The organism is Streptomyces sp. NPDC015131, from assembly GCF_043079975.1.
Taxonomy (GTDB): domain Bacteria; phylum Actinomycetota; class Actinomycetes; order Streptomycetales; family Streptomycetaceae; genus Streptomyces.
The window spans coordinates 263,786-285,843 of the sequence record NZ_JBIBVB010000001.1 but is presented as its reverse complement, the minus strand read 5'-3'; the positions used below and the strand labels follow the sequence as shown (position 1 = coordinate 285,843).

At 74.6% G+C, this 22,058-nt stretch carries 16 protein-coding genes; 8 read left to right on the top strand and 8 right to left on the bottom strand.

Features of this window, described 5'->3' with window-relative positions; genetic code table 11:
* Positions 1 to 89: 89 nt before the first annotated feature.
* Together ACF08D_RS01105 and ACF08D_RS01100 are read right to left on the bottom strand one after the other, a co-directional pair.
* Positions 90 to 1,136, bottom strand: a complete 1,047-nt coding sequence (locus ACF08D_RS01105) for an iron-siderophore ABC transporter substrate-binding protein (protein ID WP_392220308.1) — start codon at positions 1,134 to 1,136, stop codon at positions 90 to 92.
* 108 nt (positions 1,137 to 1,244) lie between these two features.
* Entirely contained in the window at positions 1,245 to 2,597 is a 1,353-nt protein-coding gene (locus ACF08D_RS01100; RefSeq protein WP_392220307.1) for a lysine N(6)-hydroxylase/L-ornithine N(5)-oxygenase family protein, read from the bottom strand.
* A 249-nt stretch (positions 2,598 to 2,846) separates the two neighbouring features.
* Here ACF08D_RS01100 and ACF08D_RS01095 point away from each other — a divergent pair, with 249 nt between their 5' ends.
* From ACF08D_RS01095 to ACF08D_RS01085, 3 genes are all read left to right on the top strand, one after another.
* The gene (locus ACF08D_RS01095) at positions 2,847 to 3,794 is read left to right on the top strand and encodes a methionyl-tRNA formyltransferase (RefSeq protein WP_392220305.1); all 948 of its coding nucleotides are present in this window, start codon (positions 2,847 to 2,849) and stop codon (positions 3,792 to 3,794) included.
* Positions 3,795 to 4,007: 213 nt separating this feature from the next.
* Positions 4,008 to 4,850 carry a hypothetical protein gene (locus tag ACF08D_RS01090; protein ID WP_392220304.1) on the top strand — a complete coding sequence of 281 codons (843 nt, stop codon included), beginning with the start codon at positions 4,008 to 4,010 and terminating at the stop codon, positions 4,848 to 4,850.
* Positions 4,847 to 5,491: a class F sortase gene (locus ACF08D_RS01085; RefSeq protein WP_392220302.1), complete on the top strand. Its 645-nt coding sequence runs from the start codon at positions 4,847 to 4,849 to the stop codon at positions 5,489 to 5,491. The genes ACF08D_RS01090 and ACF08D_RS01085 overlap by 4 nt, the downstream gene beginning before the upstream one ends.
* A 9-nt stretch (positions 5,492 to 5,500) precedes the next feature.
* Here ACF08D_RS01085 and ACF08D_RS01080 read toward each other — a convergent pair whose 3' ends face one another.
* From ACF08D_RS01080 to ACF08D_RS01055, 6 genes are all read right to left on the bottom strand, one after another.
* On the bottom strand, positions 5,501 to 7,375 hold the full coding sequence (locus ACF08D_RS01080) for an ABC transporter ATP-binding protein (RefSeq protein ID WP_392220301.1): 1,875 nt from the start codon (positions 7,373 to 7,375) through the stop codon (positions 5,501 to 5,503).
* Positions 7,372 to 9,066 carry an ABC transporter transmembrane domain-containing protein gene (locus tag ACF08D_RS01075; protein WP_392220299.1) on the bottom strand — a complete coding sequence of 565 codons (1,695 nt, stop codon included), beginning with the start codon at positions 9,064 to 9,066 and terminating at the stop codon, positions 7,372 to 7,374. The genes ACF08D_RS01080 and ACF08D_RS01075 overlap by 4 nt, the downstream gene beginning before the upstream one ends.
* Positions 9,063 to 10,604, bottom strand: coding sequence for an AMP-binding protein (locus ACF08D_RS01070; RefSeq protein ID WP_392220297.1), 1,542 nt, complete (start codon positions 10,602 to 10,604; stop codon positions 9,063 to 9,065). Before ACF08D_RS01070 ends, ACF08D_RS01075 begins: the two co-directional genes overlap by 4 nt.
* A 35-nt stretch (positions 10,605 to 10,639) precedes the next feature.
* Positions 10,640 to 12,457, bottom strand: coding sequence for a condensation domain-containing protein (locus tag ACF08D_RS01065; protein WP_392220296.1), 1,818 nt, complete (start codon positions 12,455 to 12,457; stop codon positions 10,640 to 10,642).
* Complete coding sequence (locus tag ACF08D_RS01060; protein ID WP_392220294.1) at positions 12,454 to 14,187, bottom strand: carbamoyltransferase; 1,734 nt, start codon at positions 14,185 to 14,187, stop codon at positions 12,454 to 12,456. Before ACF08D_RS01060 ends, ACF08D_RS01065 begins: the two co-directional genes overlap by 4 nt.
* Before the next feature lie 69 nt (positions 14,188 to 14,256).
* The gene (locus ACF08D_RS01055; RefSeq protein ID WP_392220292.1) at positions 14,257 to 15,042 is read right to left on the bottom strand and encodes a helix-turn-helix domain-containing protein; all 786 of its coding nucleotides are present in this window, start codon (positions 15,040 to 15,042) and stop codon (positions 14,257 to 14,259) included.
* 414 nt (positions 15,043 to 15,456) lie between these two features.
* Between ACF08D_RS01055 and ACF08D_RS01050 the strand changes: the two genes are divergently transcribed.
* The 5 genes from ACF08D_RS01050 to ACF08D_RS01030 all read left to right on the top strand — a co-directional run bounded on the left by ACF08D_RS01050 (position 15,457) and on the right by ACF08D_RS01030 (position 22,027).
* Positions 15,457 to 16,896 (top strand): KamA family radical SAM protein, encoded by a 1,440-nt coding sequence (locus tag ACF08D_RS01050; protein WP_392220291.1) that lies wholly within the window; start codon positions 15,457 to 15,459, stop codon positions 16,894 to 16,896.
* Positions 16,893 to 18,053 carry a capreomycidine synthase gene (gene vioD, locus ACF08D_RS01045; RefSeq protein ID WP_392220290.1) on the top strand — a complete coding sequence of 387 codons (1,161 nt, stop codon included), beginning with the start codon at positions 16,893 to 16,895 and terminating at the stop codon, positions 18,051 to 18,053. The genes ACF08D_RS01050 and vioD overlap by 4 nt, the downstream gene beginning before the upstream one ends.
* On the top strand, positions 18,050 to 20,134 hold the full coding sequence (locus ACF08D_RS01040; protein WP_392220289.1) for an amino acid adenylation domain-containing protein: 2,085 nt from the start codon (positions 18,050 to 18,052) through the stop codon (positions 20,132 to 20,134). The genes vioD and ACF08D_RS01040 overlap by 4 nt, the downstream gene beginning before the upstream one ends.
* A gap of 106 nt (positions 20,135 to 20,240) precedes the next feature.
* Positions 20,241 to 21,275, top strand: a complete 1,035-nt coding sequence (vioC, locus tag ACF08D_RS01035) for an arginine beta-hydroxylase, Fe(II)/alpha-ketoglutarate-dependent (RefSeq protein ID WP_392220288.1) — start codon at positions 20,241 to 20,243, stop codon at positions 21,273 to 21,275.
* Between the two features lie 8 nt (positions 21,276 to 21,283).
* Positions 21,284 to 22,027 (top strand): hypothetical protein, encoded by a 744-nt coding sequence (locus tag ACF08D_RS01030; RefSeq protein WP_392220287.1) that lies wholly within the window; start codon positions 21,284 to 21,286, stop codon positions 22,025 to 22,027.
* Positions 22,028 to 22,058: the final 31 nt, after the last annotated feature.

Here is a 22,058-nt window from a genome sequence, read left to right as displayed (position 1 = left end):
TGCCGTGCCGGGGAGGGCCGCCGCGGGCGGTGTGCCGGTCCGGCGCGCCGCCGCGCGTCCGCCCTCCCCGGTGCGGTGTGGCGGGGCCGTTACTTGACGGCCGCCAGCATCGGCTCGATCTGGTCGATGGCGTACGGGATGGAGAGGACCGTGTTGAAGGAGAACGCGGCGCCGACGTCCGGGTCCTGGTACGGCACGAACAGGTCGCGCTTCTCCTTGTGGACCTTGAGGTTCTTGTAGAGCGGCTCGGCCTTGATGCGGTCGTTGGCCTCGGTGCTGGAGGTCACCCAGACCAGCCGGTCGACGTCGAGGACGTTGAGCTTCTCGGCGCTGAGTTCGGCGACGTTCCAGCCGGGCTTGGCGAGGGTGTCGATCTGGGGCTTGAGCTTGAAGCCCAGCTCCTTGAAGAAGATCGACTTGGGGTCGGTCTTGGTGAAGGCGGAGTACTTGCCGGCCTCGAAGCTGTCGGCGACGGCCAGCGTCTTCTGGGCGAAGTCGGGGTGCTTGTCGCGGACGGCCTTGAAGCGGGCGTCGATGCCGGAGATCAGCTTCTCGGCGTCGGGGCCCTTGCCGAGGGACTTGCCGATCTGACGGGTCATCACCTGCCAGGAGGCGCCGTAGTCGGGCAGGCCCTTGGGCTGGGCGACGACCTTGGTGAACTTGGAGAGCGTGTCGTACTGCTCCTTCTTCATGCCCGAGTACTGCGCGATCACCAGGTCGGGCTTGAGCGCCGCGATCTTCTCGATGTTGTACTCGTCGCGCTCGCCGACGATCTGCGGCGCGTCGGAGCCCCACTTGTCCTTGGCCCACGGCCACTTGCCGTACGGCTTCTCCTTGAACCAGTCCACCGCGCCGACCGGCTTGACGCCGAGGGCGAGGACCGCGTCCTGGTCGGACAGGCCCAGGGTGACGACGCGCTTGGGCTCGGCGTCGATGGTGGTGCTGCCGTACTTGTGCTCGACGGTGACGGGGAAGGCCGCGGAGGAGGACTTCTCGCCGGCGGCGGGCTTGGTGTCGGCCTTGTCGTCGGACCCGCCCCCACAGGCGGAGAGAGCCAGCGCGGCGACGGTGGCGACGGCCACGCGCGGGAGGTGTCTGACGAACCGCGCGAACGCGGGACGCGTACCAGTGGACACGGGTGTTCCTTTCACGGGGTTTGCTCGGTGCGTGCCGGCCCCGCCGTGCGATGTCGGCGGTCGGGCGGGGCGCGGCGAGTGGGGGGTGGGGCCGTACGGGGGCAGAGGCTAGCGGGGCGAGCCGATGCCGTCGGCGACGGGCCGGTTCAGGCCGGCCGTCCGCTCCTGGCCGCGGTCCACGATGGACTCCAGGATCTCGCCGACCCGGATCGCCGTGTTGGACAGCAGGGAGGAGGTGATGCCGTGGGTGTGCTCGGTGCCGCCCTGGAGGTAGATGCCGCAGCGTACGCCGGGGTCGGTGGTGACGCGGTAGTCGCGCTCGACCCGGACGCGGCCCTGCTCGTCGCGGTGGCAGCGGGCGGCGACGTCGCCGAGCAGCCCGAGGGAGTCGACGGGGCTGTAGCCGGTGGCGAGGACCACCACGTCGGCCTCCAGCTTGTCCTCCTCGCCCGTGACGAGGGACTTGACCGTGGCGCGCACCGCGTCGGGGGTCTCCTCGACTCCGGTGAGGCGTGAGACGTTGAGGAAGCGCAGGCGCTCGGTGCCGAGGACCTTCTCCTGGTACGCCTGCCGGTAGAGGTCGTCGATCAGGTCGATGTCCACCACGGAGTAGTTGGTGTTGCCGTGGTAGTCCATCAGCCGGCGCTTGATGTCGTCGGGCGCGGTGTAGTAGGCGTCGACCGCGGCGGGGTCGAAGATGCGGTTGGCGAAGCTGCTGTCGTCGGCGGGGCTGTAGCCGTAGCGGGAGAAGACGGCGCAGACCTCGGCTCGGGGGAAGCGGCGGTGGAGGTACGCCACGTTCTCGGCGGCGCTCTGGCCGGCGCCGACCACGATGAAGCGGGTGGGGTCGGTGCCCTCCAGGGAGTCCACCTTGGACAGCAGGTCCGAGTTGTGCCAGACCCGGTCGGAGCGCTCGACGCCCTCGGGCATCAGGGGGCGGAGGCCGGTGCCGACGACGAGGTTGCGGGCGCGGTGGACGACGGTCTCCGCGCCGGAGCGGGCGGTGACGTCGAGGTACTCCACCACGCCGTCGCGGACGACGGGTTCGACGGAGACGACCTCGTGGCCGTACGAGACCATGTCGTCGACCTTGGCCGCGGCCCACTCGAAGTAGTCGTGGAACTCCACGCGGAGAGGGAAGAGGTTCTTGTGGTTGACGAAGTCGATCAGCCGTCCCTTGCTCTGCAGGTAGCGGAGGAAGGTGTACTCGCTGGACGGGTTGCGCAGGGTGACCAGGTCCTTGAGGAAGGACACCTGCATGGTCGCGTCGTCGATCAGCATGCCCTTGTGCCAGCCGAAGCTCGGCTGGCGCTCGAAGAAGTGCGCCGTGACCGCCTCCTGCCGGCCGACGCGGGCGTTGTGCTCGCTCAGCGCGATCGCCATGGCCACATTGGACGGGCCGAAGCCGATGCCTATGAGGTCGTGGACCAGAGGTGCGTCGCCAGGAAGAACCTGTGACATGTCACTCCCATCGTGCGGGACAGCCGCCTGTGAGGCGTGGGGAAAAGAACCGGACGCCGAGCCCGCCGTGGCCGGCCAGCCGAACTTAGGTAAAGCTAACCTGACTCAGTGTGGCCTGTCGACCCGACAAAAGAGACAATCCCCCAGCTCAGGCCCCTAACGGACGGGAATTTGGCGCGCGTTGCGCCATTAGGTAAGGCTTGCTTTACTAAACGCTGATCAGCGCTGTCGCTACGAGGAGGAAACCCCATGCGGGTCGTCATGTTCGGATACCAGACCTGGGGCCACCGCACGCTGCGAGCGCTCCTGGACTCCGAGCACGACGTGGTCGCGGTCGTGACGCACCCCAAGAGCGAGCACGCCTACGAGAAGATCTGGAGCGACTCGGTCGCCGACCTCGCCGAGGAGCACGGCGTCCCCGTCATCATCCGCAACCGGCCCGACGACGAGGAGCTGTTCCAGCTCCTCAAGGACGCCGACCCGGACATCATCGTGGCCAACAACTGGCGCACCTGGATCCCGCCGCGCATCTACGGCCTGCCCCGGCACGGCACCCTGAACATCCACGACTCGCTGCTGCCCAAGTACGCGGGCTTCTCCCCCATCATCTGGGCGCTCATCAACGGCGAGGAGGAGGTCGGCGTCACCGCCCACATGATGGACGAGGTGCTCGACGCCGGCGACATCGTGGACCAGCGCGCGGTACGGGTGGAGCCCACCGACACGGCCACCGACCTGTTCCACAAGACGGTCGAACTGATCGCGCCCGTCACCGTCGGCGCCCTCGCCCGGATCGCCGCGGGCGAGACGGAGTTCACCCCCCAGGACCGCTCGCAGGCCACCTTCTTCCACAAGCGGTCCGAGGAGGACATCCGGATCAACTGGGACTGGCCGGCCGAGGTCCTGGAGCGCCTGGTCCGCGCCCAGTCCGCGCCCTACCCGAGCGCCTTCACCCACCACCGGGGCAAGCGCCTGGAAATCGTGTCCGCGGTCGTCTCCGAGGGCCGCTACGGCGGTACGCCCGGCCGCATCTTCTACCGCGAGGGCGAGGGCGTGGTGATCGTCGCCGGCGCCGACGCCCGCACCGGCCGCAACCACGGCCTGGCCGTCACGCGCGTCCGCACCGAGGACGGCCGCGAACTGCCCGCGACCGAGTACTTCACCTCCATGGGCGGCTACCTCACCAGCCGCCCCTGACCGGCCGGGCCCGCCACGGCCCGCCCACGACTCCGCCGCGCCCCGGACGGTCCCGGGGCGCGGCGGCGCGCTGTCCGGCCCCCGGGGTGTTGAACGCCGGGGCCGGATTTCTCGTTTCATGGGTAACTGCGCACCGCTCGCCGCGCGTTGAGCCGGGCGCGCCGGTACGATGTGCGGCCCTTCCCTCCAGGGGGCCGCGGAAATGGAACGAACGTGGAATCCCAGCGTATTGGTCGTCTCGCGGCGGTCGCCGCCCTTCCCGCCGCCGTCCTGCTGGCCGTGGCCGGCTCGTCGCCGGCGGTGGCGGCGGACGGGGAGGGGGAGGGCGGCACGGCCTTCCAGATCGACCTGGAACAGCTCAACGACACCGGCTCCAAGGGGACGGCCATGGTGAGCTTCGAGGGCACCGAGATGACCGTCTGGATCAAGGCCGAGGGCATGGTCCCGGGCCAGCCGTCGGCGCAGCACCTGCACGGGTCCACCGAGGGGCACGACTTCGTGTGCCCGGGTGCCGAGGCGGACACCAACAAGGACGGCATCCTCAACAACACCGAGGCCACCGTCCACTACGGGGACATCAACATCGCCCTGACCACCTCGGGCGACACCGACGCCGCGAAGAGCGGCCTGGCCGTGGACCGGATGCCGGTGGCCGACAAGGAGGGGAAGATCTCCTACAAGCGGACCATCGAGGTCGGGCAGGACGTGGCCGACAAGATCAAGGACCTGCACATCGTGCAGCACGGCATCGACCCCAACGGCAACGGCGAGTACGACTTCGAGGGCGCCGGCAAGAGCGAGCTGGACCCGAAGCTCCCGCAGGAGGCGACCGCCCCGGCCAACTGCGGCGAGGTCAAGGGCGCGGCCATCGGGTCCGTACCCATCGGCGGTGTCGAGACCGGCGGCGGGGCACCCGGCGGCGGGCCGTCCCCGGCGGTGTGGGCCGGCTCGGCCGCGGCGGCGGCCGCGATGAGCGCCGGCGCGTACGTCGTCGTCCGGCGCCGGACGGCGGCCCGGGGCGCCGCGGCCGTCGTGCGGACCGGGGGTGCCGCGTGACCCGGCCCGGCGGCGGCGCCGCGCACCGCGGCCGGCGGGCCTCCGCCGCGCTGGCCGCCCTCGCCTCGGCGGCCGTCCTGCTGGCCGGCTGCGCGGGGCAGGACACCGCCGCCACCGGGACGCCCACCGGGCAGAACGGGGCCGCGAGCGCCCCGGGCCCGGGCGGCGGACAGGCGGTCCAGGCCCTGGACCGGTCGGCGCCCGAGCGGATCGTCATCCCCTCCCTCGGCGTGTCGAGCGGGCTGGAGACCCTGGTGAAGGGCGAGGACGGGGCGATGACCACCCCCAAGGACCCCGGCCTGGCGGGCTGGTACCAGCCGGGGCCCTCGCCCGGCTCCCAGGGGCCGGCGGTGATCGCCGGGCATGTCACCTGGGACGGCGCCGACGCGGTCTTCAAGAAGCTCAGGACCCTGAAGGCCGGCGACACCGTGGAGGTCTCGCGCAAGGACGGCAGGACGGCGACCTTCACCGTGGACCGGGTCGAGGAGTACCCGAAGAAGGAGTTCCCCACCCTGGAGGTGTACAAGAACCTGGACCACGCGGGGCTGCGCCTGGTCACCTGCGGCGGCGAGTTCGACGCGGACCGGCACTACTACACGGACAACGTCGTCGTGTACGCCACCATGACCAAGGTCGCCTGAGCCGTCCCGTCACCGCCCCGGGGGCGTACGGTCCGGGAGGCGCGCCGTCCGCCAGGACCGCCACAGGGAGGCGTAGGCGCCGTCCGCGGCCAGCAGGTCGTCGTGGCTGCCGAGTTCGACGATCCGGCCGCGGTCCATGACCGCGATGCGGTCGGCGTCCCGTACCGAGTCCAGCCGGTGCACGATCGAGATCACCGTGCGGCCCTCGATCAGCGCGGCGAGGGAGCGCTCGACCCGGCGGGAGGCGGTGGAGTCCAGCAGCGCGGTGGCCTCGTCCAGGACCAGGGCGTACGGGTCGGACAACAGCAGCCGGGCCAGCGCCAGTTGCTGCGCGGCGGACGGGGACACGGCGGCGGCGCCCGGGCCGATCTCGCTGTCGAGGCCGTCGGGGAGCGTCCGGGCCCAGTCGGCGAGCAGGGTCGTCTCCAGCGCCTCCCACAGCCGTTCGTCCGGCGGGGCGTCCGCGCGGGCGAGGGTGAGGTTGTCCCGTACGGTGCCGGTGAAGACGTGCTGTTCCTGCGTCACCAGCACGATCTCGCCCCGGAGTTGCTCGACCGGCAGGGTGCGGATGTCGGCGCCGCCGACGCTCACGGTCCCCCGGGTCGCGTGGTGCACCCCGGCCAGCAGTTTGCCCAGGGTGGACTTGCCCGCCCCGGAGGCGCCGACCACCACGAGCCGCTCGCCGGGGGCGACGGTCAGGTCGATGCCGGTGAGCACCTCGCGCCCGGGGCCGTAGCCGAAGCCCACGCCGTCCAGCCGAATGGCGTGGCCCTCGGTGGCCGCGGGCGGCCGGGGCTCCTCGCGCGGCAGCCGGTCCACGCCCAGGATGCGGCGCAGCGCGGCGTTGCCGATCTGGAGTTCGTCGGTCCAGGTCAGCAGGTCGTTCAGCGGCTCGCCCAGCGCTTGGACGTACAGCACCACGGCGGTCAGCTCGGCGAGCCCGACGGCGCCGCGCTGGTAGGCGAGCCCGCCGATCAGCAGGGTCAGCGCCATCGGCACCATGGTGGCGAGGTCCAGGCTGGGGAACCAGACGGTCTGGAGCCAGGTGGTGCGCTGCCGGGTGCGGACGACCCGGTCGACGGCCGCGCCGTGGCGGGCGGTCTGGCGGGGGCCGAGCCCGAGGGCCTCGACGGTGCCGGCGCCGCGGGCGGTCTCGTGCGTGACGGCCAGGACGTCGGCCTCCTCGGCGAGCAGCCGCTCGTACGCGCGCGTGGCGCGGGGCCGGTACCACCAGGTCGACAGGACGGCGAACGGCACCCCGGCGAGCAGCCCGAGCGCCAGCAGCGGGGAGACCAGCAGGATCGCCGCCACGGTGAAGACCAGGGTGACGGCGGCCAGCGCGATCCGGGGGACGGCCTGCCGGATGCTCTCGTTGAGCCGGTCGGCGTCGGTGGTGGCCCGGCTGAGGAGGTCGCCGGTGCCGACGCTCTCCACCTCCGACAGCGGCAGCCCGAGGACCCGCCGGACGAAGGTCTCGCGGGTGCGGGCCAGGACCCGCTCGCCCAGCAGGGTCGCCTGGGTGCGGGCGGCGCGCGCCAGGAGGGCGTGGCAGGTCAGGATGGCGACGAACGCCAGGGCCAGCAGGTCGACCCGGCCGGTGGTGGTGCCCGACTTCACCGACTCGACCAGGTGGCCCAGGAGCCGCGGCCCGGTGAGCCCGGCCACCAGGGCGGCGGCGAACAGGGCGAAGGTGAGGAGCAGCCGGCCGGCCTCGGCACGCAGGAACGCACCGGTCCAGGCGCGGACGTCGGCCCGCCCGGCGAGCGGCAGCCGCCCCGGCCGGCCGGACGCCGCGGCGGGCGCGGGACCGGAGCCGTCACCGCCGGGCGGCGGGGGCGGGGCGGCCCCCTCGGTGGCGGCGGCGTGAGTGGGGGTCGTCGTCACGAGGGCACTCCTGCGGTGCGGTCGGGGCTGCCGGGGGCGTCGTCGCCGCCGAGGCGGACCTGCCGGTCGGCGATGCCGCGCCACAGCGGGCTGTCGCTGAACACGACGGTGGTCCGCCCGGCGCGCAGCGCGGCGACCCGCTCCACCACCCGGGCCTCGGTGTGGGCGTCGACGGAGGAGGTCGGGTCCTCCAGCACCAGGACGTCGGGGGCGGCGAGCAGGGCCCGGGCGAGGACGAGGCGCTGGCGCTGGCCGCCCGACAGGGTCCGGCCGCCCTCGTCGACGCGGGTGTCCAGCCCGTCGGGCAGGGCCTCCACCACGTCGGCGGCGTCGGCGGCGTACAGCGCGCGCTCCAGCTCTCCGGGGGTACGGGGAGTGCCGGCCGCCAGCTCGTCCCGGAGGGTGCCGCTGAACAGGGCGTCGGCGGGGCCGCAGCGCAGCACCCGGGCCCGGAGGGCGTCCGGGTCGACCCGGTCCAGCGGGACGCCGCCGAGCCGGACGGCGGTGCCGGGGCCGCCCGGTGCGGCCGGGAGGGTGAGGCGGTCCGCCAGCTCCCCGGTGCGGTCGGCGGGGGCGACGACCACGGTGAGCCGGCCCGCCTCGGCGGCCACCCCGGTGTGCGGGTCGGCGAGGGTGAGCGGCCCGGCGGGCAGCGGCTCGGGGTGCGCGGGCCGGGCGGTGGCGGGCGTGAGCCGCAGCAGGGCGCAGACCCGGCCGGCGGCCACCTTGGCGAGGCTGAGCGTCTCGGCGGCCTCGGTCGCGGTGCTCACCGGCAGGGTGAGGAAGGCGGACGCCCCGTAGAACGCGACGAGTTCACCGGCCGTGATGGTGCCCTGGAGCGCGAGGCGGGCGCCGAGCCAGACGATGCCGACGGTCACCAGGCCGGGCAGGAAGACCCCGGCGGCCTGGAGCCACGCCTCCATCCGGCCGGCCGACTCCCCGGCGCGCCGCACCTCCTGGCTGGTGCGGCGGAAGCGCTCGGCGAAGCCGGCCTCGCCGCCGATGCCGCGCAGGACGCGCAGTCCGGCCACGATGTCCCCGGCCTGCGAGGTGGCGGTGCCCATGTGGGCGCGCTGCGCCTCGTCGCGCTCCTGGAGGGGCCGCAGCAGGGGGCCGATGCCGAGGACGGCGGCGGGGACGCCGACGAGCACCGCGAGCCCCAGCACGGGCGAGGTGACGGTGAGGGCCACCGCCACCAGAACGGCCGCGATGACCGCGCCCACGGTGCGGCCGACGACCTCGAAGGCGTTGCCGATGCTCTCGGTGTCGGCGGCGGCGGAGGCGGCCACGTCACCGGAGCGGGCCCGGCCGCGCAGCCCGGCGCCGAGCCGGACCACCTGGCGCAGCAGGACGCGGTGGGTGAGGGACAGCGCGTGCGCCTCGGCGCCGACGGCGGCCTGGATCAGGCCCGCCCCGGCGACCGCCTGGAGGACGCCGAGGCCGAGCGCGACCAGCGCCCACAGGTAGAGGCCGCCCTGCCCGGAGCCCTCGCCCGCCTCGTCGATGGCCCGTCCGATGACGAGCGGGATCAGGGCGAGGGGCACCATCCAGACGGTGCCGAGGGCGGCGCTGAGGACCAGCGGCCACGGCCGGACGCGCACCAGCCACCACAGGTAGGCCCAGGGGCCCCGGGCGTCCGCCTCGGGCACGGCGGCGGGGGCGACGGACGCGTCGAAGAGTCGGTTGGTCACAGGTACCGGTCCCGGGTGGCGGCGCGGTCGACCTTGCCGGTGCGGGTGTGGGCCAGCCCGGGGACGACCACGATCCGGTCGGGCACCAGGGGGCGGGGGTGGGTGGTGAGCAACTGCCCACGCAGGGCCCCCGGTTCGGGGGCGGGGGCGCCGGGCCGGGCGACCACGAAGGCGACCAGGGCGGTGTGTTCGCCCTTGGTGTGCGGGGCGGCGGCGACGGCGGTGACCCCGGGGAGGCGGCCGAGGGCCTCCTCGACGTCCAGCAGGTCCACGCGGTGGCCCCGGATCTTCACCTGGTGGTCGGCGCGGCCGTGGAAGACGAGGCTGCCGTCGGCGGTCTCGTGGACGAGGTCCCCGGTGCGGTACCAGCGGTCGCGGCCGCCGCCGAGGTCCGCCTCAATGAAGCGGGCGGCGGTGCGTTCGGGGTCGTCGAGGTAGCCGGTGGCCAGTTGCGGTCCCGCCACCAGGAGTTCGCCGGGCCCGCCGGGATGCTCCGGGCGGGGCACCACGGCCTGCCGTACGGACGGCAGGGGCCGGCCGATGGGGACGCCCTCGGGGAAGACCCCGGCCGGGCCGGGTCCGGGGCCGGCTCCGGGGCCCGCTCCCGCGCCGGCTCCGGGGCCCGCGAGCAGGGCGCTGTGGGTGACCAGGGCGGTCTCGGTCGAGCCGTACGTGTTGAGCAGCCGTACGCCGCCGGCGCCGAGCCGGTGCCAGCGCTCCAGCATGTCGGGGCGGACGGCCTCGCCGCCGATGACGACCGTCCGGAGGCTCGCGGGGAGCGCGCGGCCGGTCTCCAACAGGTGGCCGGTGTAGAGGTGCCAGTAGTCGACGGGCAGGTTGACCAGGGTGACGCCGTGGTCGGTGAGGACCCGGTCGAGGTCCGCCTCGGCGTCCCCGTCCAGGACGACGAGCCCGCCCGCCAGCAGGGGCGGCAGGATCTCCTCCAGGCTGGTGTCGCCGTCGGCACGGGTGAAGTTGAGGGACACGGTGTCCGGGCCCACCCCGTACAGCTCGCCCAGGTGGGGCAGGACGGCGCCCAGCGCGCGGTGCGGCACGGCGACGGCCTTGGGGGCGCCGGTCGAGCCGGAGGTGAACAGGACGTAGGCGGGGTCGCCGGCGCGGACCGGCCGGCCGCCGTACCGGACGGGCAGGCGGGGGCGGCCCCAGTGCGGGCGCAGGACGCGGTCGACGGCGGGCAGGTCGCCGGTCTCGGCGGTGGCGATCAGCTCCCGGCAGCCCAGCGCGCGCAGGGACGCCTCCGCCCGCGCGCCGGCCTCGCCGGGCACCACGACGTAGCCGCGCCCCGCAGCGAGGGTGCCGAGGATCGCGGCGATGTCCCGGACGCTGTGGTGGGCGACGAGGGCGACGGGCGGGTGCGGTCCCGGTGCGCGGGTGGCGACGAGACCGGCCACTCCCTGGGCCCAGGCGGCGAGTTGTCCGTAGGTGACGGTCATTCCGTTGTCGACGACGGCCGGCCGTTCGGGGTCGGAGGCGGCGACGGCGAAGAAGGGGTCGAGCGGGCTGGGCAGGGAGGTCATGGCAGGGTGTCTTCTCTTGTCCGTCCGTGGGGTGTTCAGCCGCCAGGGGTGCCGGCCGCGCCGCGTGTCGTTCCGGGCGCCGCGCCGGGTGCCGGGGCGGTCCCGGTGCCGGGGGCCGTGCTGGTCTCCGGGCCGGTCCCGGTACCGGGGGGCGTGTCGGTGCCGGGGGGCGTGTCGAGGAGGGCGGTGAGGGCGGCCCGGTGGCGTGCGGCGAGGCCGCGTACCGTCGCCTCGTCGTGCAGGGCGGTGGAGTACCACCACTCGACGCGCAGCACCTCGTCGTCGGTGGTGGCGATGACCTCGACGAGGTGGGGGCGGGTCCAGTGCGGGGCGGTGATGTCGCCGACGGGCTCGGGGGCCGTGTCCGGCAGCAGGGTGCCCAGCGGCAGGGCGTCGCCGTCGTCGCCCTCGAAGTCGAAGGACACGTCGCTGGGCGGGGCGGCGCGCAGCGCGGCGGCGAGCTGCGGCCGGCCGTGGCGGGCGAGCGCGCCGTACCCCACTCCCCCGCCGGGCAGCGCCGCGAGGTGGCCGACGGTCCGGGCGAGCCGTTCGGCGGCGGGGCCCGGCGCGAGGTCGAGGCGGACGGGCACGGTGGTGGTGAACCAGCCGGTGGTGCGGGCGAGATGGGAGTCGCCGACGGTCTCCTCGCGGCCGTGCCGCAGCACGTCCACCCGGACCGCCGTCTCGCCGAGCAGGCCGGCCAGCGCCTCGCCCAGGGCGTGGAGGACCAGGTCGGAGGGGTGGGCGCGGTGGGCGCGGGCCGCCGCGCCCAGCCGGGCGGTGAGGCCGGGGCCGAAGTCCTCGGTGTGTGTCGCGGCCGTACCGGCGGTGTTGGCGGCGCGCGGGTCGTCCACCGGCCGGTCGAGCGGGAGGGTCGCCGGGGTGCGCGCGACGTCGGTCCACCAGGCGGCCTCCGCCTCGGCCTCGGGCGTGCGGGCGTGGTCGGCGAGTGCCCGGGCCCACTCGGCGTACGTGGTGCCCTCGCCGCACCGGACGTCGTGGCGCCCGGCTTCGAGGGCCGTGTACAGCTGCTGGAGGTCCTCCAGGAGGATGGACCAGGAGACCATGTCGCAGGCGAGCTGGTGGAGGACGACCAGCAGCCGTCCGGGGCGGGCGGGGCCCGCGTCGAAGCGGACGAACCGGGCGACCCGTCCGGCCTCCGGGTCGAGGGAGCGCTGTTCCACCGCGCAGCGCAGGGCGATCGCGGCGGGCAGGGCGGTGTCGTCGAGTTCGGAGATGTCCACGGTGTCCAGCACCGGGCCGAGGGCCTCGCCGGGCGGGCCGTCGAGCGCGAGGGGGGCCACCGTCTGGCGGGGCCGCCGGGCGGGCCGGGCCTCGACGGCCAGGCGCAGCGAGGCGTGGCCGGCGACGAGGCGGCGGACGGCCTCGGCGAACAGGTCGCCGTCGACGTCCGGCCGGGTGAGGAACAGCATGGCCTGGTTCCAGTGGCTCCGGTCGCCGGTCTGCTCCTCCCACCCCTGTTCCTGCGGCGGGGCGAGCGCGACCGGGCCGTGCGCGGCGCCGGGCGGTGCCGTGGTGTCGGCGGTACGGCGCCGGGCGGCGCGCTCGGCGACCAGGTCGGCGAGGAGGGCGGTGGTGAGCCCGGGGGCGGCCAGTTCCCGCAGCTGCACCCGGACGCCAAAGGCGGCTTCCAGGCGGCGGGCGGTGCGGATGAGGTCGAGGGAGTCCACGCCGAGTTCGAGCAGGGGGGCCGAGGGGTCGGCGTCCGGGGTGAGGACGGTCTCGGCGAGCCAGGCGTCCAGCCGGGCGCGGATCTCCTCGGGGGCCGGGGCACCAGGGGCGGCGTCCGTACCGGCGTTCGTACCGGACAGGGTGCGGGGCGGGGCGGTCACGCGCCGGCCTCCCCGGGGGCGGTGCCGGCCCGGCGTACCAGGAACGGGCCGAGGGCGAGGGCGTCCATCGGCAGCCGGTGGAAGGTGGCGAGGGCGTCGCGCGGGGTGCAGACGACCGGTTCGTCGCGGCCGTTGAAGGAGGTGTTGAGGACGACCGGCGTCCCGGTGTGCTCGGCGACCTCGCCGATGAGCCGGTGGTAGAGCGGGTCGACGGCGGCGGAGACGGTCTGGGGCCGGGTGGTCCGGTCGCTGTGCACCACGGCGGGCATCGCGGCGGCGCCCGCGTCGGTGACCGGGGTGGTGACGATCATGTACGGCAGCGGGGTGGCGGTGCCGATCAGGGACTCGGCCGCCTCCTCCCGCATGCTCGGGGCGAACGGCCGCCACGCCTCGCGGTCCTTGATGCGGACGTTGACCCGGTCGCGGGTGCCCTCCGGGTCCGGGACGGCGACCATGCTGCGGTGGCCGAGCGCGCGGGGGCCGCCCTCGGCGCGGCCCTGGAACCAGCCCGCGACGCCACCGGCGGCCAGGACGCCCGCCGTCGCGGCGGCGATGTCGGCCGGCTCGGTGTAGGCGGTGCCGGTCGCCTCCAGGACGCCGCGGATCTCGTCGGGGCTCCACCGGGGGCCCCAGGCGACGGAGCCCGCCATGGGCCGTATCCGGTCGCCCTCTTGGGCCGCGCACCACACGGCCGCGCCCAGCGAGACGCCCTGGTCCCCGGCGAGGGGCTGGACGAAGAGGTCCCGCACCTCGGGCATGCGCATCAGCTTGCCGTTGAGGGTGGCGTTGAAGCCGACGCCGCCCGCGATCAGCAGGCTGCTCTCGCCGCTCTCCCGGAGCAGGGAGCGGACGAGCGCCATGACCGCGCGCTCCAGGGCGGCCTGGGCCGTGGCGGCGACGTCGCGGTAGGAGAACGGGTCCCGGTCGGTGACCCTGGTGTAGCGGCCGGTACGCGGGTCGAAGCGGCGCACACTGCGGTTGGGGGCCTCCGGCAGGGCCTTCTCCAGGTGCGCCAGCCAGTGCCGGATGGTGGCCGTCTCCTCGTCGGTGCTGCCGGTGGAGCGCAGGTCGGGCGGTACGGCTCCGACGGTGAAGCCGTCGTCGGTGAAGCCGAGGGCGCCGCCGAAGGTGAGGTCGCCGGGGGTGCCGTAGGAGGCCAGGCCCATCATCTTGCCCGCCGCGTCGGCGCCGAGACCGGCGTACTCGCAGACGGCGGCGTAGAAGTAGCCCAGGGACCAGCCGGGGGTGAAGGTGCGCAGTGTCTTGATCTCGCCGTCGATGCCGACGGCGAGCGTGGTGCTCACGTCCTCGCCCTGGCCGTCCAGGACGAGGATCGCGCCGCGGTCGCGCCCCGAGAGGTGGTAGGCGCTGGCGGCGTGGGCGATGTGGTGGTTGACGAAGGTGAGCCGCGGGTCGCGGGTGCGCGGGAACAGCGCCTTGGGCAGCAGGTGTTCCAGCGCGGCCGCGTCGTCGGGGAACCAGTCCAGGCCGCGGTCGCGGAAGAGCTTGGGGAGGTCCCAGCCGTGGGCGACGACGTCGATGTCGTCCAGGGTGAGACCGCCCTCCGCGAGGCAGTGCGCGGCGGCGCTGAGGGGCGCCTCTCCGTAGGCGTGCTTGTTCCGGGTGAAGCGTTCCTCCTCGGCCAGGGCGACGACGTCGCCGTCCACGAGGAGGCAGGCCGCGCCATCGTGGCTGGCCCCGGGCCAGCCGTTGACTCCGAGCACACGCATGGTCAGTCCCCAAAGGTCGGTCCGGATCGTCCGGCGCGCCCCCGGCCCCTCGGGCGCGGGGTGCGCCGGTCACGCCGACCGATCGTGGCTTCCCGCGGGGTTGTACACGACCTTCGCGGTTGTGCGGAGATCGGCGGCGAAGATCGCGGAGGCCGCTTTGAGCACTTCGTTGGTGCGCCGCAACTCCTCGACCTCGTCGCGCAGCCGGCGCAGTTCGGCGCGCTCGTCACCGGTCAGCGCGCCGGTCGCCGGGGCGGGCGGGCCGGGCGCGGGAGCCGGGGCCGCCCGGGGAGGGGCGGTGCGCACGGGGACGGTACGGGCGGGCACGGTACGGGCCGGGCCCGTGCGGGCAGGCACGGTACGGGCGGGGGCCACGGGGGCCGTCGGTTCTGCGGCGGCGCCGGGTACGGGGGTGACCCGGCCGGCCGCCCGGCCGCGCGCGGCCCCGGCGGGGGAGGCCGCGGGGGCGGGGGTCGCGGAGGCGGGCCGGGGCGGCTCCCGTTCGGTGCCGCCCGGCGGGGCCTGTCTCGGCCGGTCCTGTGCGGCGCGGCCGGGTGCCGGGCGGTCCGGCGACGGGCGGGTGCGGCCCTCCAGTTCCCTGCTGACGCTGTGCCAGCGGCGGGTCCACATCTCCGGGTCCCCGCCGCACGCGGTGACATAGGCCAGGGTCACCTTGAGCGAGGGCTTGTGCAGCCCGCGCGCCGCCTCGGCGAGCGTGGCGACCGAGTAGTGCGCCCGTTTCGCCATGGCGCGGTACGAGGGGTTCCCGGCCCTCCTCCGCAGCGTGCGCAAGTCGTGGGCAAACGCCTCCAGTGGTCCGGCTGTGGGATCCAGTAAACGCTCTGGCCTGGGCACTTTCCCCCCTGGTACTCGGTTGTGTCGACGAAGCGCAAGGGTTGCTCGGGACCGTACAACCGTGGTCGGCGGTGTACGGGTCCGGCGGCACGTTCAGACCGAAGCCGCCGGCCTCCGCGGGGAGGCCGGCGCACCGGATCTGCCGTCATTGGTACATGCCAGCGACATGCACATCAACTCACCGCCTGATGATTCAGGCCAGCGCCGACGCCGGTCACCCGGCCCCGGGACGCCGCCCTCCACCGTCCCTCTACCCCGGACCGGCGCTTCCGTTTCCCGCCCGGGGGCCCGGAGTTGTACAGGGGCACTCACCGTTCGCACCCCGTACAACTTCCTCTCGTGTACAACCCCTCACGCTCTGCAAGATCGGCGTCAGGCGATACGGCCGAAACCGATGGGATTGGGTGGCGGGTGGTGGACACAGCACGCAACCAGACGGAATCACCGGCACTGGAGGGCGTCTACGAGTACCGCGGCCGTTCTCTCGTGGAGCCGGACTGGCGGCGCCTGCCCGGGTGGCGCGACGTGTCCCCGGCCGAGTGGGCGGACCCCCAGTGGCAGCGCGCCCACTGCGTGAAGGACGCGAAGGGCCTGCGCGCGGTCATGGGCGGCCTGCTGGACGAGGGCTTCTACGAGGACTGGGAGCGCGACCGGCTGCACCGCGCCACGATGTCGGTGCTGCTGCCGCCCCAGATGATCAACACCATGGCGCCGGACGCGACGGGCGCCCGGCCGGGTGAACTGACCAAGGCGTTCTACGACGACCCGGTGCGCCGGTACATGCTGCCGGTGTTCTCCGACCGCCAACCGCAGTGGCCCTCGCACCCGATGGCGAGCCGGGACTCCCTGCACGAGCAGGACATGTGGGTGGTGGAAGGGCTGACCCACCGCTACCCCACCAAGGTGCTGGCCGAGCTGCTGTCGACCTGCCCGCAGTACTGCGGGCACTGCACCCGGATGGACCTGGTGGGCAACTCCACGCCCCAGGTGACCAAGAACAAACTGCAGTTGCGGCCCGCCGACCGGGCCGACCGCATCCTGGAGCATCTGCGGGCCTCCCCGGGCATCCGGGACGTGGTGGTCTCCGGCGGCGACCTGGCCAACATGCCCTGGCCCCGGCTGGAGCGCTTCATCGGCGGTCTGCTGGAGATCGACTCGGTGCGCGACATCCGGCTGGCCAGCAAGGGCCTGATCGGACTGCCCCAGCACTGGCACTCCGGCCCGGTGCTGGAAGGCGTCGCCCGCGTCGCCCGCACGGCCCGGTCGCGCGGGGTGCGCATCGCCCTGCACACCCACGCCAACGCGGCCCAGCAGATCACCCCCTCGGTGGCGGAGGCGGCCTGGGCGCTGCTGGGCGCGGGCCTGCACGAGGTGCGCAACCAGGGCGTGCTGATGCGCGGGGTCAACGACAGCGCGCACGACCTGCTCGACCTGTGCTTCGCGCTGACCGACCGGGCCGGCATCACTCCGTACTACTTCTACATGTGCGACATGATCCCCAACGCCGAGCACTGGCGGGTGCCGCTGCACCGGGCGCAACTGATACAGCGTCAGATCATGGGCTACCTGCCCGGCTTCGCCACCCCGCGCATCGTCTGCGACGTGCCGATGGCCGGGAAGCGGTGGGTTGACCAGGCCGACTCGTACGACCGCGAACTCGGCATCTCGCACTGGAGCAAGAGCTATCTCACCCCGCTGGAAGCGGCCGACCCGGAGGCCCGCGGCGGCTCGTACCACTACTACGACCCCATCGACACACTCCCCCTCGCCGGGCAGCAGTGGTGGCGGGAGACCCTGCGGCACGACACCGCGGGACACCCGTCGGGGGAGGAAGGGACAGGTGCACAGGCATGAGCAGGACGCGTCCGCCGCGTGAGGAACCGCCGGTGCTGGAGGAGTGGTACCGGCGGCACCTGGCCCCCGGCCTGCACGACATCAGCTCCAGCGGCGTCCACCCGTACACCTTCGCCGAGATACGCGACCTGTGCGGTCTGACCGCCGGTGACCTGGACGCGATCGTCATGGACGACAGCGTCTCCCAGGGCGGCGCGGGCGTCCGGCAGGCGATAGCCGACCGGTACGCGGGCGGTGACGCCGACCGCGTCCTGGTCACCCACGGCTCCAGCGAGGCCATCGCCCTCACCCTCCACGCGCTGCTGCGGCCCGGCGACCGGGTCGTCGTGCAGCAGGGCATCTACCACTCGCTGGGCCACTACCCGAGGGAGACGGGCTGCGAGGTCGCCGAGCTGCCGGCCGCGGCCGTGCGCGACGGCGAGATCGACGAGGACGTCCTGGAGCGCCTGGTGACCCCGGGGACCCGGGCCGTCGTCGTCAACTTCCCGCACAACCCCACCGGCGCCACGCTCTCGCCGCGCGGCCTGAAGGCGCTGACCGAGCGGACCACCGCCGCCCGGGCGACCCTGGTCTGGGACGCCGCCACCGCCGAGATCACCCACCGCTGGGACGTGCTGCCGGACCCCGCCGCCACGGACCCCTCCACCGTCTCGTACGGCACCTTCTCCAAGACCTTCGGCCTGCCCGGCCTCCGGGTCGGCTGGGCGATCGCCCCGCCGGAGCTGATCACGGCCTCCTTCCCGCTGCGCGACCGCACCACGCTCTTCCTCTCCCCGCTCGTGGAGCTGATCGCCGAGCACGCGATGCGCCACGCCGACGTACTGATCGGCACCCGCGCGGCCGAGGCCCGGCGCAACCTCGCCCACCTCGTGGACTGGATGGCCGAGCACGAGGAGTGGGTGCGCTGGACACCCCCGGAGGGAGGGGTGTGCGCGCTGCCCGTCTTCCGCGAGCTGGAGCGGGCCGGCACCGGCCCCGCCGCCGTGGAGCGCCTCTGCCTGGACCTGCTCTCCCGCCACCGCACGCTCCTCGTGCCGGGTACGGCCTTCGGCGCCCCGCACGGCGCCCGGCTCGGCTTCGGCGGCCCGGAGGAGGACTTCCGGGCCGGGCTGGCGGGCCTCTCGGAGTTCCTGCGCACCCGCGGGGCGGCCCGGTGAGCGCCGTGTACGGGGCGGGCGCGCCCGGCACCGACCCGGAGGTCCCGGACGTCCCGGACGTCCCGGACGTCTTGGACCTGTGGGACCGGCGGGTACGCGAACAGGGTGACGTCGCCGCTGTAGTGACGTCGCGTCAGGTGTGGTCCTATCGGGCGGTGGACCGGCTGACCGACGCCTGGGCCCGCTCGCTGGCCCGGCGGGGCGCGGGCCCCGGCCGGCTGGTCGGCCTGGCGTTCCCCGACCCCGGGCGCACGGTCCTGGGCATGCTCGCCGCGCTGAAGGCGGGGGCCGGGTTCACGGTCCTGGACGACCGGTTGCCCGCCGCCGCCCGGTCCGCGCTGGTGCGCCGCACGGACGCGGTGGTGTGGCTCGGCGACGGCGCGCACGCGCCCTCGACGGCGTACGTCCCGCCGGACCCGGAAGGGGACGACGCGGTACCGGACGACGCGGCACGGGACGGAGGGGCACGGGACGACGCGGCACCGGGCGGCGACCTCGCGCGGCCTTCCGTCCGGGCCGCCGGGAACGACGTGGCGTATGTGCTGTTCACCTCCGGGTCCACCGGGCAGCCCAAGGGCACGGTCGTCGAGCGGGACGCGCTGGCCCGGTTCGCCGGCGCCGTCGCCGAGCGGCTGGAACTGGCTCCCGGGGACCGCTGGTTCCAGGTGGCCTCCCTCGGCTTCGACGTGCTGATCGAGGAGGTGTTCCCGGCGCTCGTGGCCGGCGCGGCCGTCGTGTGCCGGGCCGACACCCGGGCCCTGGACGCGGAGGAGCTGCACACCGCGATCGCCCGCACCGGCACCACGGTGGTGGAGCTGTCCACCCAGTACTGGCTCGAATACGCCCGCTGGCTCGGCACGAGCGGGCTGACCACCCCGCCCGCCCTGCGGCTGGTGGTGGTCGGCGGCGAGCGGATGGACCCGGGGCCCTACCGGGAGTGGCAGGCCCGCCAGCCCGCCCGGCTCGCCCATGTCTACGGCCTGACCGAGTGCACGGTCACCTCCACCTTCTACACCGGGCTCCTCCCGGCCGGTGTCGAGGAGGTCCCGCTCGGCACCCCGCTGCGGGACGTCCGGATCAGTGTCCGGCGCGACGGGCGGCCGGTGCCGCCGGGCGAGGCCGGGGAGATCCACATCGGCGGGCCGCTGCTCGCGCGGGGCTTCCTCGGCGACGGGGCCGCCACCGCCCGGCGGTTCGTGCCGGACCCGTACGCCCCCGCCCCTGGCGAGCGGGTGTACCGGACGGGCGACCTGGGGCGGATCGACGCCGAGGGGAACCTGGTCTTCCTGGGGCGGCTCGACGACCAGGTGAAGATCCGGGGCCACCGGCTGGAGCCGGCCCGGGTGGAGCGCGCCCTGTGCGAGAACCCGGCCGTGGACCGGGCCGTGGTGTTCCCGGACCCCCGCACCGGCACCGTGCTGTGGGCGTTCACCGTGCCGGCCGACCCCCGGCACGCCCCGCCGCCCGGCAAGGCGGTCCGCGTCACGGGGGCGGAGCGGGACGCCCTGCTGGCACCGCTGGAGGAGGCCCTGCCCGACTGGGCCGTGCCCCGGGTGCTGCACCGGGTGGCGGCGCTGCCGAAGAACCCGCACGGCAAGATCGACAAGCGCCGGCTGGGTGACTGGGCGGCCCACGCGGCGACGGGCGCCCCCGGCTCCCCGGGCGGCCTCAACTCCCCGGCCATCCCCGGCTCCCCGGCCACCCCCGGCTCCCCGGCCACCCCCGGCTCCCCGGACAGCCCCAACTCCCCAGCCACCCCCGCGAGCGCCGACCCCGCGACCGCCGCCACCGCCGACCCCGCTCTCGCGGACGAGCCGCTGGCCACCGTCGTACGCCTCTACCGCGAGGTGCTGGACGCCCCGGGGCTCGGACCCGACGACGACTTCTTCCAGCACGGCGGGCAGTCCCTGCTCGCCATGCGCCTGCTCGCCCGGCTGCGGGAGTCCTTCCCGGACGCCGCCGGGCTCCGCGCGAGCGCCCTGCTCCGCCGCCCGACCCCCCGGCTGCTGGCGGGGGCGCTCACCACCGGCGGCGACACCCGCCGCCCGGCGGCGGCCGTTCCGGAGACCACCCGCCCCTGACAGGGCGGGCGGCCGGCGGCCGTCCCGTACCACCCGAGGGCCCACCGGCCCGGCTCCGGCCGGCCGGGGGCAGCAACCATCCCCGACCACTCAGCGAGAGTTGGCCATGTCGAACCTCACCGACCAGTCCACACGCAGCTACACGCTCTCCCCCGACGAGGCCGCCGAGACGGCGGAGCTCACCCTCTCCCTCGCGGCCGAATACCCGTCCGTCGACGACCCCGGCCTGCTGCGCGACCTGCCGCGCCTCGCGGTACGGCTGCCGCTGGGCGTGCAGCGCTTCGTCCGCGACTTCCGGCTGGCCGACCGCCACGGCCACACGGTGATCGGCGGCCACCTCTTCGACCAGGAGCGCATCGGGCCCACCCCCGAGCACTGGCGCGGCCGCCGCCGGCCCGGCCCCGAGTTCCCCGAGGAACTGCTGCTGATGCTGTACTCGGCGCTGCTCGGCGAGCCGTTCGGCTGGGCCACGCAGCAGGACGGCCACCTGGTGCACGACATCTTCCCGATCCGCCGGCACGAGAACGACCAGCTCGGCATGGGCAGCAAGGAGTTGCTGACCTGGCACACCGAGGACGCGTTCCACCCGTACCGCAGCGACTACCTGATCCTCGGCGCGCTGCGCAACCCCGACCGGGTGCCGACCACGGTCGGCGAGCTGGACCTCGGCTCGCTGTCCGAGGCGGACATCGACATCCTCTTCGAACCGCGCTTCCACATCGCGCCGGACGAGTCGCACCTGCCGAAGAACAACACCATCGCCTCCGCCGAGGAGGCCGCCCGCTTCGCCACCATCCAGCGGATGATCGACGAACGGCCGCTGATGCCCCTGCTGTACGGCTCGCGCCAGGACCCCTACATGCGGCTGGACCCGTACTTCACCTCCGTACCGGAGGACGACGCCGAGGCCCGTAGGGCGTACGACGCGCTGTTCAAGGTGGTGGACGCCGGGATGCACGAGGTCGTGGCGAACCAGGGCGACGTGCTGTTCATCGACAACCACCGGGCGGTGCACGGTCGGCTGCCGTTCACCCCGCGCTACGACGGCACCGACCGCTGGCTGAAGCGGGTGTGCGTCACCTCCGACCTGCGGCGCTCCCGGCCGATGCGGGCCACCGCCGAGACCCGGCTGCTGGGCTGAGCGCACCGGTGGCACTCACCCTCACCGACCTGTCCCGCGACCCGTGGCTGCGGCCCGAGGTGGACGCGCTGATCGGCGCCAACATGCCCGCGTTCATGAGTTGGGAGTCGCCCGGCAACTGGCGCTGGCACGAGATGTACGAGCGCCACCCCGCCGACCAGCTGTGTCTGGTGGACGGCGCCGGAAAGCTGGTCGCGGCGGCCAACGGGCTGCCCGTGCGGTGGGACGGCGCCGCCTCGACGCTGCCCTCCGGCAGTGACGAGGTGCTGGTCGAGGCCGCCGACCGGGAGCCGCCGGACCGTCCGGACGCCCTCTGCATGCTGTCGGTGTCCGTCGACCCGGCGCACCGCGCGGCCGGCCACGCCGAGCGGCTGCTGCGCGAGGCCCGCGCCCGTGCCGCCGGGCGGTGTCCGCGCGGGGTGATCGTCCCGGTGCGCCCGACGCGCAAGCCCCGGTACCCGCTGATCCCGATCGAGGAGTACGCCGCGTGGCGCGGCCCCGACGGCCACTGCTTCGACCCGTGGCTGCGGACCCACCTGGAGCTGGGCGCCCGCCAACTGGGCATCGCCGCCCGGTCCCTGGTGATCCGTCAGCCGGTGGCCCGCTGGGAGGAGTACCTCGGCCACGCGCTCCCCGGACCGGGCGACCACCCGCTGCCCGGCGGCCTGGTGCCGCTGCGGGTCACCGACGACGGCCACGGGACGTACACCGAGCCCAACGTCTGGGTGCACCACCCGCCCGCCGCGCCCTGACCCCTCTGAACCGTCCGCCCCCGCGACCCTC

Bases quoted from the DNA above. Each gene is read 5' to 3' on its own strand.
- vioC (WP_392220288.1), top strand. From the start codon at position 20,241: ATGTCGAACCTCACCGACCAGTCCACACGCAGCTACACGCTCTCCCCC.
- vioD (WP_392220290.1), top strand. From the start codon at position 16,893: ATGAGCAGGACGCGTCCGCCGCGTGAGGAACCGCCGGTGCTGGAGGAG.
- ACF08D_RS01060 (WP_392220294.1), bottom strand. From the start codon at position 14,187: ATGCGTGTGCTCGGAGTCAACGGCTGGCCCGGGGCCAGCCACGATGGC.
- ACF08D_RS01070 (WP_392220297.1), bottom strand. From the start codon at position 10,604: ATGACCTCCCTGCCCAGCCCGCTCGACCCCTTCTTCGCCGTCGCCGCC.
- ACF08D_RS01100 (WP_392220307.1), bottom strand. From the start codon at position 2,597: ATGTCACAGGTTCTTCCTGGCGACGCACCTCTGGTCCACGACCTCATA.
- ACF08D_RS01095 (WP_392220305.1), top strand. From the start codon at position 2,847: ATGCGGGTCGTCATGTTCGGATACCAGACCTGGGGCCACCGCACGCTG.